Genomic DNA, 14987 nt, shown 5'->3' on the forward strand with positions numbered 1-14987 from the left:
GCATACGTTTTAGAATACATACTAAATTTTTAGCCAAAAGGATTTCCACCCGTAAAACAGCCTAAAAAATTGGGCCACTAGCTATGAATCTTGATTTAACTCAAAAAACCGCCATTGTATGCGGCAGTACGCAAGGTATCGGGCGCGCATCGGCGGTAGAATTGGCCCTGATGGGTGCCAACGTAACGCTTATGGCGCGCAATGAAGCCGCATTACAACAAACACTCAGTACGTTGGACGTGAGCCAAGGGCAAACGCACCGTTATATTGTGGCTGATTTTTCCAACATAGAAAACGTTAAAGAAGCCATCGACACCTATTTGGCGACGTTTCCAGAAGTCCAGATTCTCATCAACAATACGGGCGGGCCAACGGGCGGACCCATCATTGATGCAGCTCCTGAGCAATTTATGAAGACCTTTGAAATGCACCTCCTCAATAATCAAGTACTGGCGCAGGCGGTGGTACCAGCCATGAAAAAAGCGGGTTTCGGGCGCATTGTAAACATCATTTCGACGTCAGTCAAACAGCCAATTGTTGGGTTAGGAGTATCTAATACTATCCGCTGGGCCGTGGCGAGTTGGGCCAAAACGCTTTCGTTGGAGATTGGCAAATTCGGCATTACGGTCAATAACGTTTTGCCCGGCTACACCAAGACTGGGCGTCTGGACACTGTCAATAAATTGAGAGCTGAAGCAATAGGAAAAACCGTTGACGAAGTGGCAAGGCAGTTAGAATCAGAAATCCCCATCGGACGTTTTGCCGAGCCAGAAGAAGTAGCCGCCGCCGTGGCATTTCTGTGTAGTCCTGCCGCCGCTGCTATTAGCGGTATCAATATTCCCGTTGACGGCGGAAAAACGGGTTCATTATAAAACCATTTTTTATTAAACGCTAAAACCTAACTTCTATGAAACTTTCCCTCGGCGATACCTACGAATACGAATTCCGTTTTTCTCAAGATGATGTTATTGCCTTTGCCCAACTCACGGGCGACGACAATCCGTTGCATTTAGACCCCGAATACGCCGCCACGACGCCCTTCAAACGACCCATCATTCACGGAATGCTGGGCGCGAGCGTATTCACCAAAGTGATCGGTACAAAGTTTCCAGGCTACGGCTCCATCTACGTCGGACAAACTTTCCAGTTTTTGCGACCGATGTTTGTGGATACCGACTACAGAGTAAAATTTACGGTCATCACGCTGAATCCCGAAAAACATACGGGCGAGATTTTGGGCGAAGTTTTTGATGTAACGACCAACAAAATCACCACCAAAGGCGTGGCTACGCTGATGCACAAGGAAAAAATCTAACGACCACTATTTAAATGCTTTTGCTCACCCACCCCCTTATTCTCGCCTCCAACTCTCCGCGGCGTCAGCAGTTGTTGCGCGAGTTGGGGTTTGATTTTACCGTTGAGGTTCGCCCCACAGATGAGCTGTTTCCTGCCGATATGCCCGCCGCCGAAGTGGCGGGGTATTTGGCAAAACACAAAGCATCACAGTTTGAGTCAAATTTGAACGACCGCCTCGTCCTCTGCGCCGATACGATTGTGGTGGTAGACAACATGATTCTCAACAAACCCGCTGATGCCGCCGAAGCCAAAGCCATGCTCCAGCAACTTTCAGGACGCAGCCACGAGGTCATCACGGGCATTTGTTTGTTGAGTAGCCAAGGTTACCAAACCGTCAGCGATGTAGCCAAGGTGGAGTTTAAAACCCTTACCGACGCCGAAATTGAGTATTATATTCAGCACTATCGCCCTTTCGACAAAGCAGGTGCTTACGGTGTACAGGAATGGATTGGCATGATGGGAATCAATCGTATTGAAGGCTCTTTTTACACCATTATGGGATTGCCTTTACACAAAGTGTACGAACTGTTGCTACCCTTTATCCACCCGTAACCGCTTATCAAAAATCTGTTTGAAACGGCTAAGTGAATATCTATTTTTGTAAAACAGCAATTACGATTGATTTTGAAGCCATCAATCGTTTATCCAGAACAAAAAAGTATCATTCCTGCCATGAAAAACAAACTTACCTTTCTCTTGTGCGCGAGCCTTGTCTGGCTGGCGAGCTGTACCCCAAACTTTTACCATTTACGCCCCGCCTCGGGCGACATCGCCTGGATCGAAGGACGTGAGGTGACACGGGTTGAGCAAAACGGGGTGGTACTGGTCGCGTCCTACGAGTTTGAAGATCCACACCATTTGGTATTGGATGTCGAAATCAAAAACCGAACTAACGCTCCATTGCTGGTTGACCCCAACGATTTCACTTACTTTCCTTTTGAAGAAAAAGGCGACACCTTACGCAAAAAAACGAATTCTTCGTACGCCGCCACTTACCGCGCTACCGACCCAGAGCAAAAAATTGAACAGGCAACCCTAGAAATAAAACGCCAAAAACAACGCTTAGTTGCGGCATCTATTTTTAATGGGGTGATGTTAGTGGCGACTATTGCGAGCGATATTCACAGTTCAAATCGCAACGACCGCTCATGGCAGCAACGGGCCAACAATCGCTACAATCACGCGCAGGCATACAATTTTATCATTCAAAAGCAGATTGCCGACGTACAGCTTCAAAAAATACGCACCGACCAACTGCAACACGAACGCGCCAACTGGCAAGACATGGCACTCCGCAAAACCACCTTGCCCGTGGGCGAATCGGTACGCGGCTTGCTGTTTTTACCCAAAGATACCCGTGCGTCTTACCTGTGGCTCAATTATGAAACGCCCGCCGATTCAACGAATTTACGGGTCAAGTTTTTGCAGGAAAAAATTAAGCCTGAACACTAAACATCCTTTGTTGGAGCATTCCAATCAATCCCTTTCACGAATAGCTCATACACCAGACAGCCAATCACCAGGATATACTCCAGCGCCACAATCCGCAGGTTTTCTTGGTAAGGCTGCGAAGCGTACGCAACGTAAGTAAGCGGCAACAACGCCGACCAAACCACGGGGTACCAACGCCCAGTGAGCGCCCCAAAAGCCACCAAGGTAGTGATATACCAAGGATGGACGGTCGTGACGCACAAAAAATAAACGGTCAATACCAGCAGCATTTTTTCGGGTAAACTTCGACGCAGAAACGCTATTTGAGCAATACAAACCAACGTCACCAACGACAGCAACGGTCCCAATAAATGGATGATATTATAACCCGTAATCCAATAACCCACTTGCCGGAACAAGTAGTAAAAGCTGGCGTTGAATTCAAATTTCTGAAAGTATAAATCAAGGCTTTTACCGAAGTTGACAACCAGTTCACGGCTCAGGAACGGAGCAAACAACGTCAATAAAATCAAACCTACGATTACACAATAGACCAGGCCTTTACGCAATCCAAGTCGTTTGAAAATAAGCGGTAGGAAAATCAATGGCAACAATTTTACAGCAGCTCCCACTGCCAATGCTCCTGCCGACCCGACATAGTATTTATCTCTATGAAACGGCCTGTCAATCCATCTCACTGCCAACAAAATAAAAAACAGCGTCACCGCTTCAAAATGCAAATTTCCCGTCAATTCAATGATAACGAATGGATTGAGTGCGTAAATCAGCACCGCATTTTGCATGCCCTTTTCGTTATATTTAGGAAATTTGAAAGTACTTAATAGCCAAATAATGCCGAGTTCGGCCATAAAAATAAATGCCCTTAACGCCACAACGTTGCGTAGGACACTGTCGCCCGCCATCCAAGCCGACAGGCCAAACATCAATTGATTCAGCGGTGGATAAACAGTAAAGTAATTCGGAGAATTAAGCCCCTGAAAAAGCGCTTCGCTTAGGTGCGCATCGGCGGCAAGGGAAGTAGTGATTATTTCAGAAGGCAGATACAAATAGGGGTTGTAACTCGCTGATAACAAACGTCCATCCCAAATAAACCGAAAATAATCGTCGGACAGTGCGGGTACCGAAAACAGCAGTAAAACGCGGAAGGCAATAGCGCCCCAAATCCATTTTTGGATTTGTCGTTTGTCCCATTTTTGGCTAATAACTAAGGCATACATCAAAAATAATCCCCCAAAGGTCAGAATAAGTTCTCCCGCTTGGGGTCGTTTCCAATGATACCCTACCAACCCATATCCCGCCGCACTGACAAGGATAAAAAGAAGAAACCACAGAATAGAGGCATTTTTGGAGGCTTTTGGCATAGCAAACGCGGTATTTTTCCGCTCAATTAATACCCGTGAAATAACAATTAATTCACAGGCCTTCCAAATTTCGACCGTTCACTCAAAAAATAGTTTGTAAACTTTTGGAAGTTTCCGTACCTTTGCGGACTCTTTTGAAATCAAGGATTTACAAGAAATAAAAGGTCAAAAAAATGAAACGTACATATCAACCTTCAAACCGCAAAAGACGTAACAAGCACGGTTTCCGTGAGCGGATGGAATCAGCCAATGGCCGCAAGGTGTTGGCCGCTCGTCGCAAAAAAGGCCGTTGGAAACTTACAGTTTCGGACGAAAAGCGTCACAAGCAATAATTTGTTTGCGTGTTTGGGGAGTTTGTTTGTTTGAAAGTTGAAGAAAGCTTCTCAAACAAGTGCAGTAGTTCAAACGATTCAAACATTGAGACAGACATTACAAAAAATAGAACGGTTAAGTAGTCCAAAAGTGATTAGCCGTTTGTTTGAAAAAGGTAGCACGGAAACCCAAACGTCCTACCTTTTTCCTTTTAAAGTATTTTACCTTTACGAACCTTTCCCTTCTGCACAGGCACTTCCTCAAGTGCTGTTTACGATTTCGAAGCGAAATTTTAAGCGGGCTGTTGACCGCAACCTCCTGCGTCGCCGCTGCCGCGAAGCTTATCGCAAAAACAAACACCTTTTTTTTGAATCGCCCGAGCACCGCGCTCCTTCCTACATTGCGTTTGTATTAATTGCCAAAGAAAAAGTAGAATACGAAGTCATTGAGCGCTCGATGCAAAAACTCATCGGCCGAATGGCAAAAGTGGGGGATGAATCCGCAAAGCCTTCCACTGAGCGTTTAGATGCTTAAAAAGTGAAGGAATTACCTTTTATAACCTTTTTTCAACCTTCCATTTATACAAATCTACTGTTAACTTTGTGTTAAGAATGAATAAGCGGTGTTAAAATTCCTGACACGTCTCGTACTTTCGTCACCGAAATCAACTCCCATGCCATGAGCGCAGCTAAATCGGCTCAAATTGCACACAAAGTATTAGTCGTCGACGACGACCCGGATATTGTCGAGCTTCTTGCTTACAATTTGGAAAAAGAAGGCTACGAGGTAGCGACGGCTTCCAACGGAAAAAATGCGTTGGAAATCGCCCGTACTTTCATTCCCGAACTTGTCGTACTGGACATTATGATGCCCCAAATGGATGGCATCGAAACTGCCCGCCTCTTGCGGGATATTCCCGATTTTCGGAACACCTATCTCTTGTTTCTGACCGCTCGCTCGGAAGAGTATTCAGAGGTAGCCGCCTTCGAAATCGGCGCGGATGATTACATTACAAAGCCCATCAAACCACGGGCACTGATGAGTCGTATCAATGCGTTGTTTAGAAGAGAAGCCCAAAAGGCCGAGCCTGAGTCTCAGATTGAGATTGCGGGTCTGTCTATCAACCGAAAAAATTACACGGTCACCAAAGACGACAAATCGGTGGTTTTGCCCAAAAAAGAGTTCGAGTTGCTCTTTTTCTTAGCCAATCACCCCAACAAGGTGTTTAATAGAGAAGAATTGCTCCAAAAAATCTGGGGTGCCGATATTTACGTTCTCGAACGAACGGTAGACGTTCACATCCGAAAAGTGCGTGAAAAAGTAGGTGAAACCTACATCCGAACGCTCAAGGGTGTGGGGTATATGTTTACGGACGAATAGTTTCGGAGTAAGCAGTAGGCAGTCCATAGTTGGCAAGTAGTAACAATCTCATTTTTAAACTGCCTACTACTTACTTTCACTTATCTATCTACCTCCCCCATCACTACATCAATGGAGCCGATAATCGCTACTAAATCGGCGAGCATGGCGCCACGGGAAATTTCGGCAATCACCGAGAGGTTATTAAATGAACAGGCCCGCGCTTTGCAACGAACAGGAATATCTGATTTACCATCGGTACGGAAGAAAAAGCCTAGTTCTCCTTTAGGGTTTTCGGCCCGGACATAATAATCCATCGCCTGCGGACGAATCTTTTTGGGAACAAACGCCTGTGGGTCAAAATCAGGCGTACGGCGGTGTTCTCCAAGTAATTTCTCCACACATTGCTTGATGATTTTGACCGACTCTCTACATTCTAGCACCCGCACATAATTCCGGTCCCAACAATCTCCGACGGTTCCGACGAGTCCTTCTCCCATCGGTACGTCAAAATCCAATTCGGGATAAACCGAATAACCATCTACTTTGCGTAAGTCCCATCGCAATCCCGAACCACGCAATACAGGTCCTGAACAACCATAATTTATCGCCACCGACAACGGCAATACCCCTACATTGGCCGTGCGTTGCACAAAAATTTTGTTGTCAATAACAAGTTGTTGAAGTTCTTCTAATTTGGGTTTGAGATAATTAACAAACTCCAAACAACGTTCCTCAAAACCAACGGGTACATCATAAAACAAACCACCCACCCAAATATAATTGTAGAGCATTCGTGCACCCGAAAGCCACTCCAACATCCGCAGAATATGCTCACGGTCGCGCATCATCCAGAGGAAAGGTGTATACGCTCCAATGTCCATGGCATAGGTACCTATGGCCACAAAATGCGACGCCAAGCGGTTGAGTTCTGCCACCAATACCCGAATATACTCCACGCGCTTAGGCAGGTCTTTATCAATGCCCAGCATCCGCTCAACGCCCATCACGTAGGCGTGCTCAGAGTTCATGGCCGCTACGTAATCCATACGGTCTACGTAAGGAATGATTTGGTTGAATGGCAGTGACTCCGCGTGTTTTTCAAAACAACGGTGCAGGTACCCAATATGAGGCACCACATCGACAATGATTTCTCCATCCGACACCACCTCTAGTCGCAGCACGCCGTGCGTAGACGGGTGTTGCGGGCCAATATTAATGACCATTTCCTCCGTACGAAGACGCTCGGAAGTATATTTGCCAGGTTCTGAAACCTGTAAATGTTCGGGACTGTACGTATATTGAATAGAATCAGTAGGCATCTCAAAAAACAATTCAAACTTCTTTGCTAAGCCAAAAGTAATAGATTTTACCCAAGAACAGGCCCAATTTCTAACTTGCTTTTGACTATTTGCTGAAAAACAATGTCCTTTTGCAGGTACGCATCTACGGCTTTTTTACAGCAACGTGCTTCGAAATAAATAAGCCCTTCCTCCCGCTATCCATTCCTTCACAGATTGTATATTTGTTATTATTTGTGGGCCTGCCCACCTGAGACTTTGACCGTGTAAACTATGCATGAAATTGAGCCTTTTTATAACTGGGAAAAACACTATGTAGCCGCCGAAGACCGTAAATCCCCTTTTTATGGCCGCGACTATAACATGAATCAGTACGAACACGACATTTACGGTTACTATATTCACCCGCTTTGGGATGACATCGAGTCTGAAACACTCTACGTAAAAATTCTTTTTGCCGACTATAAAAAGACGTTTGCAATCATTGAGTTGTTTGGCGAATGGAACGATACCCTCCACAACGACATCATGTATTTCAAGCGCAATGTCATCGACCATTTATTGGCGGAGGGTATCAGTCAATTTATTTTGATTGGAGAAAACATTCTTAACTTTCACGGCTCCGACGACGAGTATTATGCCGAGTGGTTTGAAGAAATTGAAGACGGATGGATTGCCGTCGTCGGCTCCCGCGACCACATCGAACGCGAATGGAAGCGATATCGCTTAGATTATTATCTCAATTTTGGCGGTACTCTCCACCTAGAAAATTGGCGTACCATGCAGCCTCAACCTTTTTACGAACTAGTCAAAAGTTTGATTATAAGGCGACTAATGTAAATACGTACAACAAAAATACTTCATTTATTAATGAATTAATACGAACAACGGCTAATAAAAGTACCCTCATCTTAGCATTCTAAAGTAAGTTTTGGTGCATGTATGCCTTTTTCTTAAAAATACGCACATGCATTATAATCGTCGTCATTTTATAGAAACCCTCACCGCCAGCAGCGCGGTCTTATTGACCCACTCGGCCACGGCTTTTGCTCCCAAAGCACTTCCTATTTCTTCCAACCAATATGCGTGGATTACATTTTATAACCGCGACAAGCGCGATTGGAACGCCGATTTGGATGCATCTTTGGTAGAATACGTCAAATCAGGGCTGACGGCTTATGAGCCCAGTTTCTCCAACGTAGAAGAGGTAAAAAGGCTGGCTCCGTTGCTCAAAAAACATAATTTGACCATGCCTTCGGCTTACGTAGGCAGTGTTTTGCACGACCCCACAGAGGGGAAACGTTCTATCGAAATGGCATTGGCCATTGCAGAAGCAGCGCAACCTTTAGGACTGAAAATATTGGTTTCTAACCCCAGCCCGTTGAAATGGGGTAGCAGCGACATTAAGAATGACTCCCAACTGATTGAGCAAGCCAAAAATCTGGAGTTTTTAGGTAGCGAACTTCGAAAACGCGGCGTCACCCTCGCCTATCATACCCACGATGTGGAGCTTCGCGCTGGTGCCCGCGAGTTTCACCACATGCTTCAAAATACCGACCCAAAAAATGTAGGTTTCTGTCTGGATGTACATTGGGTGTACCGGGGCGCAGGCAACTCACAGGTAGCCCTTTTTGACGTCGTAAAAATGTACGGCAAGCGCGTAGTAGAATTGCACATACGACAATCTGTCGGTAACGTTTGGGGAGAAACTTTCGGTGAAGGCGACATTAACTATCCACGGTTGGTACGTGAGCTGCAAGCGCTGAAAGTGAAGCCATTGCTTGTGTTGGAGCAATGTCTGGAGAGCCAATCGCCCAACACAGTAAAAGCGGTGGAAGCGCACCAACGCGATTTGGCCTACGCAAAGCAAGTGTTTGCGGGCTGGCTATAAGCCAACGTCGGCGAGGCTCAGAGCCTCGCCGACGTTAAATTGTATCAATATTTCTTACTCTTAAAATTTCAAACCAACACTTACCAGAAAATTGCGCCCCGCCTGCGGGTAGTAGAAATTTTCGGTGGTAGTCTGACCGCCATAAATGTAGCTGTAGGTGTATCCGTTGGATTCGTACAACTCATTGAAAATGTTGTTGGCTAAGGCGCTCACCGTGATTTCATTCATCCATTTAGGCTTAACGCGATAAATCAGCCGAAGGTCGTTGGTAAAATATGCATCCAACTTACGGCCTTCGTTGGAAGTATTGTCCAAATATTGCTTCCCTACGTACTTGGTCAACAACGCCACCTCTAGGTTTTTTACGGGCGTGTAAACCAATTGGCTTCCTACAATCACATTGGGCGAGAGCGCAATGTTTGAATTTCCGTGGTTTGTGGTTTGATAACCGCCATTTTCGTCGTCGTAATTGACAATGTACTCCGTAAAATTCTTGATTTTATTTTGGCTGAACGTCGCGTTGGCATTCCATTTCCATTGTTTACTCAACTGCGCCCCAAACTCCAATTCAATTCCCGCACGATAGCTTTCTGGCACGTTGATTTTAATGGGATTTCCTACGTCGTTCAACTGCCCCGATACCACCAATTGGTTTTTGTAATTCATATAGTACCCACCAACAGATGCCGCTACGCGGCCTTTTTGGAAACGATAGCCAAACTCTAAGTCACGCAATACCTCGGGCTGGGGTTGAATCTGACGCGTAGATTCTGTAAAATCATCACGGTTGGGTTCGCGGTGCGCCAAACTGAAAGAGGCAAAAGCCGTGCTACTTTCTGACACCTGATAAGTTAAACCTCCTTTGGGATTAAAGAAAGTATAATTGACATCATGCGATTGCTGCCGTTGCTGGTTGTCGTCACCTTTCACAAAATAACCGATTTTTCTGACTTGGGCATCAGCAAATACATTCAGTTTATCGGTGAGTTGATAATACACCTTTCCGTATACATTGAAATCCGTTTTCATGCCAACGTTTTGGTAATACCGCTGACGAATGCTGCTATTGCTCGCAAAGCGCGCCCAAATCACTTCCCCAAAGTGGTTACCATCGTATTGATTCCATCCTCCGCCGATGTTGGCAGTGAGCTTTTGGAAGCTGTTATAATCCAACGAAAACGTTGTTCCGTAGAAAGAATTATCTAACCACCGGCGACGAATCAAATCGCTGCGCGTAATGGTGTCTCCACCCGCAATCACTGAGGGCAATTTATAGTTTCTAAGCCTATCGTTGTCGCGGTATTGCTCATAATATCCACGGCCTTTTACCAAAAATCCGTTGAGGTTAAACGTCCAGTTTTTGCTGAGTGTATGCGACGAAACCAGTTGATAATGGTCTTGCTGATAGTTATCTACTTGGTTATCATACAAATACAAATTGTACGTCCGGCTATCAGAATTTAAGAGGTTTTGGGCATCCCGCTCATTCAAACCATTGCGGTCGATGTAAGCCAACATTCCTTCTCGGTCGCCTTTTAGGCGTGCTTCGGGGGTTCCTTCCCATGCTTGGTAAGTTACTTCTTTACCCGAAAATACGTTTAAACGCACCGAGCTTTTCTTTCCAAAATAAGCCCCAGAGACATAAAACGACCCTAAATCAGACTTAGCGCGGTCAATGAAGCCGTCGGATGTGATTTTTGATAAGCGAGCGTCCAACGTAAATTTGTTATTCAACAAACCCGTGCCCGCCATAATCGTATGCTTACGGGTTTTGAAAGAACCCACCGAATTGTTGATTTCGGCATAGGCTTCTTTTCTGAATTCGTTGGTGTTGATGTTGACCGTAGCCCCAAATGCGGCCGCCCCGTTGGTAGAAGTCCCTACCCCACGCTGAATCTGCACACTGCTGACCGACGAGCTAAAATCGGGCATATTTACCCAAAATGTTCCTTGGCTTTCGGCGTCATTATAAGGAATCCCGTTGATGGTCACGTTGATACGCGTGGCATCCGTGCCTCTAATACGTAATCCCGTATACCCTACACCCGCTCCCGCATCAGAGGTAGTGACGAGTGAGGGCGTGAAATTGAGCAATACGGGCAGATCTTGCCCTAAATTCTGTTTACTCAATTCAAGTTTTCCAACATTGGTAAACGCTACCCCCGAGTTCTGATTGGCTCGGGTAGCGTTAATAACCACTTCGTCGGCAGAAAAAGAACTGCGGACTAATTTAATTTCTACGTTTGAATTCCAACTTTGAAGGGAAGCCAACACCATTTTCTGGTTCTCATAGCCAACGTACGAAAACTCCAGTAAATCAGTGTCTTTAGGAAGATTTTTTAGCGAAAATTCGCCTTTTTCGTTTGTTACCGTTCCCCGAAAACTTCCAGCTCGGATGGTTGCACCCGGCAGCGGTTTGTCGTCTTCGGCGTCAACGATTTTGCCCGATACAGATAATTGGGCAAGTGCAGGCACGTACAGCAACACTCCCGTTGCCACGGCCAAAAACCAAGATGTAAACTTTAGCATTTTTAATTCCCTCCGCCGGCATTACCCGGTTCAGGTGGTAAGGGTATAATCTCAGCCCGTCATGTTAGGGCACCCCGTTTTGTAAAAAATTCTGCGCGTCAGAACTGACCGCAAAGGTAAGAGGATAACTTAGAAAAATGTAAATATCTTTTTAGTTGGGTGTTTTTCGCTTCGTTCTGTTCAACCATTTCTGCTGAATTTTGTACGAAAGCCACGCGCTTGCCGCACCCGCGACGGCACCTGCCAAAATATCACTCGGATAATGCACGCCCAAACGCATTCGCGAATACCCAACCGCTCCTGCCCACGCATAAGCCGGCACAATGACGTACCATTTACGATAATTGATGGCCAACGTCGTAGCCGTTGAAAACGCCACCGTAGTGTGGCCCGACGGAAATGAATAATGCGGCTCTTCACCTTCTACCCGCGCCGCAAAAAGCGTAGGATGCTCAATGAAAGGCCTGTCTCTCAAGACGATTCGTTTGGTCACCTGTGTAATACCTGTCCCAATCACAAATCCACCCAGGGCCTGCCAGCCCTGTTGTTGCAAGGTCTTATTTTTGGTTGAAAAACCCGCAATCAACAAGCCCGCTGGAAGCGCTAAGCTCAATGGCTTGGCCGTGGATGAAATGAACTTTGCCGTACTTACATTGGTCGGTTGGATGGAGCCATACACGTCTTGTAGCAGGCGGGTATCTAAATTTTGTGCGCTTATTTTCCACGAAAACAAACACAAAAAGAGAAGGCATTTTTTCACTGACAAAACGATTGTGTGAGAGAAGTTAGGTCAAATATAGTTTTGCTACCGCAATCAACAATACTGAAGCCAAAATATAGCGCAATGTTTGCAGATTAAACTTAAAACTTCCTTGATAGGCCCCTACAAATCCACCCACCAAAGCAGCTATTAGCCAGGAAGTTAGCTGACCATTAGGTTCAAATCCTTTTTGAAACAACCCGTACAACCCCGACATGGAATTAACAAAGATAAACAAAGCCGAAACTGCGGCTGTTTCTTTCACCCGTCCCCAGCCCAACAACAAAATAACGGGACTCAAAATAATGCCCCCGCCAATGCCTAGCATCCCCGACAACAACCCAATGACTGCCCCAATCGCCAAAGCACCCGTCAAAGGCACGGGGTTATTTTCGGCTTTTTCTACGGGTTGAAAGAGCATCCGCGCAATGGCAATGGCCAAAGCTACGGCCAATAATTTTTTATAAAGTGAATCTGTAATCGGCAGCGTAGCACCAATGTAGGAAAGGGGAATGCTAGCAAGGGCAAAAGGCCAGAATAAATTCCACCGAAAATGCCCCGCTCGGTAGTATTGAATAAATGCAACAAGAGAAACAAATACGTTGAGAATCAACGCCGAAGATTTCATCAAAGCAGGAGAAGTACCAAAAATAGCCATCAACGCCAAATATCCACTCGCCCCACCATGCCCGACGGATGCGTACAAAAAAGCCATTATGCCAATCAGCAGCGGTTGCCAATACTCTTGCATCGTTCAGAATTTCGTTATTCCCTCAAATATATAACGCTTTCTGATTCTTAGCAACCCATCACTCAATCCTACTTTTTGCGGCGTATGCGAAAGAGCTTAACCAACGGCTCAACATAGTCTTGTTGTGAATCAATGGCTACATAATTAATGTCGTTTTGACGAGCAAATTGTTCGATTTTTTCCCCTACCTGCGCAAAATCTTCTCGTACCCGTTTACGAAACCACGGAGAAGAAGCGTTCACCCAAACGGTACGGTTAGATTCGGGGTCTACCATGGGAATAATGCCCAAACGTGGCAAATTTGTTTCGCGCTTGTCGAGCAAGTGCACCATGACCAAATCGTGCTTACGCGCCAAGGCTCGTAGATTGTGCTCGTAGTTTTTATCAATAAAGTCTGAAATAAAAATCACTACGCTACGGCGTTTGAGTACGTTGAGGGTAAATAAAATGCCTTCTGCTAAGTTGGTTTTAGAGGATAAAGGTTTGAGTTTGTACAATTCGGTAATCACCTCGTAGCCGTGTTTCATGCCGTTGGAGGGGCGAATGTACTTTTCTTTTTGGTCCGAAAAACACAGTAAACCCACATGACTTGCTTCCTGAATCGCCGATAACGCTAGCACGCCACAGATTTCTTTGGCGGTATCCAATTTTGAATGATTGGCGTGCCCCACTTGCTGAGAGCCGCTCACGTCTAAAATAAAAAAAACCGTTTGCTCCTTCTCTTCCCTGAAAATCTTCACGAACGTTCCGTGGCCTTTGGCCGATACGTTCCAGTCGATGGTACGCACGTCGTCGCCGTATTGGTATTCGCGCAAATCCGCAAACTCTACCCCCGAACCTTTGAAAACCGACCGAAAGCTACCACGCATGTCAGCATTGACGGCTTTTCGAATCCTAATCTCGTACTGACGAATCTTTGTAATAAATTGCTCAATCATGCGTATTTTTGTAGCTCAATACCTCAAAAATACAAAATTCAGTCATGATACGCCGTACCCTCCTTTATTTTTCCGTCTTCACTTTGTTGCTCTATGGCTGTCAGGACGAACCAGAAATTCCTGCGGGCACCGTACCCGAAGCCAAAATGGCGCAAATTTTAACCGATATTCACATTATCGAAGCAAGAGTGAGTAGGTTGGGAATGACATCGCTTGATTCTTCCACGATTGTTACTGAATATATGAAGGCTAAGGTGTTTAAAAAATATGGTGTAGATTCGGCAACTTACAATCGTAGCTATCAATTTTATTCCACCAACCCTGTTTTTATGGAGCGTATTTATAACACCGTGGTGAAAGATTTGGAAATACGCCAAAAGAAAAAAAATTACAAAGGTTTGTAAGATGACTATTCCAGAAGAACTAAAAAAGGCCATTGTCCAAATGCCGCAAAAAGAAAAAGATAAACTTCTGCTTCGATTGATTGGGAAAGACGACAACCTTGTGCAACGACTTGAATTTGAGCTAATTGAAATGGGCGATACCGTTCAGATCCGTCGCGACGACATCAAACGTCGAATTCTGAAAAGCGCCCAAATGACCCACAATACGCCTGGCTGGATGATGATGGACATGCGAAACTTATCGGGGGATATCAGTCAACACCTAAAAATCACCAAGGATAAATACGGTGAAATTGAATTAACCATTTACCTGCTTTTAACCTTTTTTGAACAGCAGTCTTCGCTCCTCCTGATTCATAACAGCAAAAGCGATTCTTGCGCCGAATATATTGCCAAGCGCACCGACAGCGTGCTGAAAAAGCTGGCAAAATTTAACCCAGATTACTACGTAGATTTTGAAAGAGATATGCAGCAGCTGCTGAATTATGTTCACAGCCATTGTCCCAAAAACTACGCCCGCCAATTGGATATTCCCAAAAATTGGCCATAAAAAAGGAGCTTGTGAGATTCACA

17 protein-coding genes and 1 riboswitch are annotated in these 14987 nt (G+C 45.4%); of the genes, 11 read left to right on the top strand and 6 right to left on the bottom strand.

Annotated features, from left to right (window positions below):
- The first annotated feature begins 83 nt into the window (after window positions 1–83).
- From DR864_RS15920 to DR864_RS15935, 4 genes are all read left to right on the top strand, one after another.
- Complete coding sequence (locus DR864_RS15920) at window positions 84–872, top strand: SDR family oxidoreductase (RefSeq protein ID WP_114067917.1); 789 nt, start codon at window positions 84–86, stop codon at window positions 870–872.
- 35 nt (window positions 873–907) lie between these two features.
- Window positions 908–1315, top strand: a complete 408-nt coding sequence (locus DR864_RS15925) for a MaoC family dehydratase (RefSeq protein WP_114067918.1) — start codon at window positions 908–910, stop codon at window positions 1313–1315.
- A gap of 14 nt (window positions 1316–1329) precedes the next feature.
- A complete protein-coding gene (locus DR864_RS15930; RefSeq protein WP_114067919.1) occupies window positions 1330–1908 on the top strand; it encodes a Maf family protein in 579 nt (192 codons plus the stop codon).
- A 120-nt stretch (window positions 1909–2028) separates the two neighbouring features.
- The gene (locus DR864_RS15935; protein WP_162793874.1) at window positions 2029–2808 is read left to right on the top strand and encodes a hypothetical protein; all 780 of its coding nucleotides are present in this window, start codon (window positions 2029–2031) and stop codon (window positions 2806–2808) included.
- On the opposite strand, the gene DR864_RS15940 is transcribed toward DR864_RS15935, so the two are convergent.
- Window positions 2805–4169, bottom strand: coding sequence for an MptA/MptB family glycosyltransferase (locus DR864_RS15940; RefSeq protein ID WP_114067921.1), 1365 nt, complete (start codon window positions 4167–4169; stop codon window positions 2805–2807). The genes DR864_RS15935 and DR864_RS15940 overlap by 4 nt on opposite strands.
- 173 nt (window positions 4170–4342) lie before the next feature.
- On the opposite strand from DR864_RS15940, the gene rpmH reads away from it, so the two are divergent.
- The 3 genes from rpmH to DR864_RS15955 all read left to right on the top strand — a co-directional run bounded on the left by rpmH (window position 4343) and on the right by DR864_RS15955 (window position 5861).
- Window positions 4343–4501 (top strand): 50S ribosomal protein L34, encoded by a 159-nt coding sequence (gene rpmH, locus DR864_RS15945; protein WP_013927159.1) that lies wholly within the window; start codon window positions 4343–4345, stop codon window positions 4499–4501.
- An 85-nt stretch (window positions 4502–4586) separates the two neighbouring features.
- Window positions 4587–5015 (top strand): ribonuclease P protein component, encoded by a 429-nt coding sequence (gene rnpA / locus DR864_RS15950; RefSeq protein WP_114070309.1) that lies wholly within the window; start codon window positions 4587–4589, stop codon window positions 5013–5015.
- A gap of 144 nt (window positions 5016–5159) precedes the next feature.
- Window positions 5160–5861, top strand: a complete 702-nt coding sequence (locus tag DR864_RS15955; protein WP_114067922.1) for a response regulator transcription factor — start codon at window positions 5160–5162, stop codon at window positions 5859–5861.
- 80 nt (window positions 5862–5941) lie between these two features.
- Here the strand turns inward: DR864_RS15955 and DR864_RS15960 are convergent, their stop codons facing one another.
- A complete protein-coding gene (locus DR864_RS15960; protein WP_114067923.1) occupies window positions 5942–7162 on the bottom strand; it encodes an NADH-quinone oxidoreductase subunit D in 1221 nt (406 codons plus the stop codon).
- Window positions 7163–7414: 252 nt separating this feature from the next.
- On the opposite strand from DR864_RS15960, the gene DR864_RS15965 reads away from it, so the two are divergent.
- Window positions 7415–7981, top strand: a complete 567-nt coding sequence (locus DR864_RS15965; protein ID WP_114067924.1) for a hypothetical protein — start codon at window positions 7415–7417, stop codon at window positions 7979–7981.
- Between the two features lie 127 nt (window positions 7982–8108).
- Window positions 8109–9032 (top strand): sugar phosphate isomerase/epimerase family protein, encoded by a 924-nt coding sequence (locus DR864_RS15970; protein ID WP_114067925.1) that lies wholly within the window; start codon window positions 8109–8111, stop codon window positions 9030–9032.
- Window positions 9033–9092: 60 nt separating this feature from the next.
- Here DR864_RS15970 and DR864_RS15975 read toward each other — a convergent pair whose 3' ends face one another.
- The 4 genes from DR864_RS15975 to DR864_RS15990 all read right to left on the bottom strand — a co-directional run bounded on the left by DR864_RS15975 (window position 9093) and on the right by DR864_RS15990 (window position 14010).
- On the bottom strand, window positions 9093–11561 hold the full coding sequence (locus tag DR864_RS15975; RefSeq protein ID WP_114070310.1) for a TonB-dependent receptor: 2469 nt from the start codon (window positions 11559–11561) through the stop codon (window positions 9093–9095).
- Window positions 11552–11648, bottom strand: a riboswitch (TPP riboswitch). It overlaps the preceding gene by 10 nt.
- Window positions 11649–11712: 64 nt before the next feature.
- Complete coding sequence (locus tag DR864_RS15980) at window positions 11713–12321, bottom strand: phosphatase PAP2 family protein (RefSeq protein WP_162793876.1); 609 nt, start codon at window positions 12319–12321, stop codon at window positions 11713–11715.
- 25 nt (window positions 12322–12346) lie between these two features.
- Complete coding sequence (locus DR864_RS15985; RefSeq protein ID WP_114067927.1) at window positions 12347–13072, bottom strand: sulfite exporter TauE/SafE family protein; 726 nt, start codon at window positions 13070–13072, stop codon at window positions 12347–12349.
- 68 nt (window positions 13073–13140) lie between these two features.
- Window positions 13141–14010 (bottom strand): DUF58 domain-containing protein, encoded by an 870-nt coding sequence (locus DR864_RS15990; protein WP_205319116.1) that lies wholly within the window; start codon window positions 14008–14010, stop codon window positions 13141–13143.
- A 44-nt stretch (window positions 14011–14054) separates the two neighbouring features.
- On the opposite strand from DR864_RS15990, the gene DR864_RS15995 reads away from it, so the two are divergent.
- On the top strand, window positions 14055–14414 hold the full coding sequence (locus DR864_RS15995; RefSeq protein ID WP_114067928.1) for a DUF4296 domain-containing protein: 360 nt from the start codon (window positions 14055–14057) through the stop codon (window positions 14412–14414).
- A gap of 1 nt (window position 14415) precedes the next feature.
- Entirely contained in the window at window positions 14416–14964 is a 549-nt protein-coding gene (locus DR864_RS16000; protein WP_114067929.1) for a hypothetical protein, read from the top strand.
- Window positions 14965–14987 lie beyond the last annotated feature (23 nt).

It is taken from the genome of Runella rosea, assembly GCF_003325355.1.
Classification (GTDB): Bacteria; Bacteroidota; Bacteroidia; order Cytophagales; family Spirosomataceae; genus Runella; species Runella rosea.